The following is a 2,420-nucleotide window of genomic DNA, read 5'->3' as shown; positions in this document are numbered from 1 at the left end:
GAAGAAACCTATCTGCCGCGCCGCTATGTCGCCCATACGCAATGTTTCCGCTCGGAAGCGGGCAGCGCCGGCCGCGACACCTCGGGGATGCTACGCCAGCACCAGTTCGAAAAGGTCGAGATGGTCACGATCACCCGCCCCGACGACAGCGAAGCCGAACACCAGCGCATGACCAAATGCGCCGAGGGTATTCTGGAACGTCTGGGCCTGCCTTATCGCACCGTGGTCCTGTGCACCGGCGACATGGGCTTTGGCGCGCGGCGCACCCATGACATCGAGGTCTGGCTGCCCGGTCAGAACACTTACCGCGAAATCAGCTCGGTCTCGACCTGTGGCGATTTTCAGGCCCGTCGCATGAACGCCCGCTTCAAGCCCGCCGAGGGTGGCAAGCCGGAATTCGTGCATACGCTGAACGGTTCGGGTCTGGCGGTGGGGCGCTGCCTGATCGCGGTGCTGGAGAACGGCCAGCAAGAGGACGGTTCGGTCACCCTGCCCGAGGCGCTGCATCCGTGGCTGCGCGGCAAGACCCGGATCACCGCCCAAGGCGAACTGCTCTAACCGCCGCCCTGCCGCACCAGCAGCACCAACAGCACGACAACCACCAGCGCCAGCGCGGCCGAGACGGATTGCCAGAACCCGACCGGGTTGCGCTCGGCCAAGGGGCGTTTGTGGCGCGCTTTATAGGACGCGCCCGGCGCCCGGATTGCGGCTGAAAATTCCGACAGCACCGGATAGCGACGCTCGGGCTCGGGGTTGACGGCGCGCTCCAGCGCCTCGTCCAGCCAATCGGGCACGGCGTTCTTGTCATTGCGCGCCGGGCGATAGCGCAAGGCGCGCTGATCGCGGCGGCTGCGGATGCGCGACACCTTGGCGCCATAAGGCAAGCGCCCGGTCAGCATCTCATAGGCAATCACCCCCAGCGAAAACTGGTCCGAGCGCGGGCTGGCCGGGTCGCCGGTGAAATATTCCGGCGCGGTATATTGCAGCGTGCCAAGGATGTCGTCATCGGTGACCGCAGGCGCGGCCTCTTGCACGCCCGCCACGCTGGTCGAACCAAAATCAATGATCTTCACCGTGCCATGCCGGTCGATCATGATGTTTTCCGGGCGCAAATCCTGATGCAGCATCTCGCGGCGGTGAAACACCCGTAGGCCGCGAATGATCTGGTCGATCATGTTGCGCCATGTCTCAAGATCAGGGTTCGGATTGTCGGTCATCCATTGGCGCAGGGTCTGGCCTTCGACATATTCGGTCAGCACATAAAGCGCAGTGCGGGTTTCGGGCGCCGGCGCGGCCTTCAGAACATGGGCGCTGTTCAGGCGGCGGGCGATCCATTCCTCCATCAAAAACCGGCGCAGATATTCGGGATCGTCGCGCAGATCGACCGAGGGAATTTTCAGCGCAACCGCCTGCCCATCGGGCGCGGTGGCGCGGTAGATATGGCTGCGGGCATTGGAATGCAGGGCGCGCTGGATGCGAAAGCCGTCGATTTCATCCCCGGCATTGGGCGGTTGCGGCGCGGGCAGCGCCAGCGCGGCCTCTAGTAGATCGGCGGCTTTCGCATCGGCCAGCGTCTCGACCCGAAGGATCTGAACCGTCAGGTTGTCGGTGCTGCCCTGCTGGAACGCCTGCTCGGCAATGCGTTGCGCGACAGTGTCCAGATCGTCACCGCCCCGCACTTGCGCGGTGACAAAGCGCGGGTCCATGTGGTCATGCACCCCGTCCGTGGTCAGCAGGAACACATCGCCCGGCACAAGGTCGATCTTGCGATAGTCGATCTCGACCGCGCGCTCGGCCCCCATCGCCCGACCCAGATAGCTTTCGACCGAAGACAGCGTCACCCGATGATCCTGGGTCAGTGGCTCAAGACTGTCTCCGGCGACCCGCCAGATCCGGCTGTCACCGACGTGAAACAAATGCCCCGCGCGACCCTTGAGGATCAGCGCCGACAGGGTTGTGACCCGCCCGCGATCCATGTCACCGATCCCGGCGCGCATGTTCTGGGCATAAATCCATGAGTTCGTTGCGGAAATCACCCGAGACGCAGCGGTTTTCACCGTCCATGCGTCCGAGGTGCAGTAATAATCGGTCATCAGGCTTTTGACCACGGTCTCGGCGGCCTCGCGGCTGACCGGGCTAGAGCTGATGCCGTCGGCAATGGCGATCACCACGCCTTTCAACGTCAAAGCGGTGCCCGTGGGAACCAGAGCACCGTGGAAATCCTGATTGCCTGGCTTGCGCCCGGCCGCGGAATACTGGCCGATACTGACCGTCAATCCGGTCTGGCTGCGGCTGTCTTTTGGCATCGGCGGCTCCAACAGGTCGCTCCGCCGGTCAGCCCGGCGGAGCAATATGTGTGTATCAGATTATTCGGCCGGAACCGAAGCCGGCGCGTTGCGCTTGGGCGAGGTTTTATAGTG

General features: G+C 63.8%; 2 protein-coding genes. One reads left to right on the top strand and one right to left on the bottom strand.

Annotation, left to right across the window (positions count from 1 at the left end):
* The coding region (locus tag ABYW26_RS13425; RefSeq protein ID WP_372605420.1) for an aminoacyl--tRNA ligase-related protein at positions 1–558 on the top strand (558 nt) is incomplete at its 5' end.
* On the opposite strand, the gene ABYW26_RS13420 is transcribed toward ABYW26_RS13425, so the two are convergent.
* Positions 555–2,306 (bottom strand): protein kinase, encoded by a 1,752-nt coding sequence (locus tag ABYW26_RS13420; RefSeq protein ID WP_372605419.1) that lies wholly within the window; start codon positions 2,304–2,306, stop codon positions 555–557. The two genes, ABYW26_RS13425 and ABYW26_RS13420, sit on opposite strands and share 4 nt — an antisense overlap.
* Positions 2,307–2,420: the final 114 nt, after the last annotated feature.

Origin of the sequence: Actibacterium sp., from assembly GCF_041584535.1 — a bacterium.
In the GTDB taxonomy this organism is placed as follows: domain Bacteria; phylum Pseudomonadota; class Alphaproteobacteria; order Rhodobacterales; family Rhodobacteraceae; genus Actibacterium_D.
Note: the sequence above shows the minus strand (reverse complement) of the source record. Positions and strands in the feature narration are given on the sequence as shown.

What these genes read in the sequence shown, in the direction of transcription:
- ABYW26_RS13420 (WP_372605419.1), bottom strand. Translation starts at nt 2,306, where the DNA reads ATGCCAAAAGACAGCCGCAGCCAGACCGGATTGACGGTCAGTATCGGC.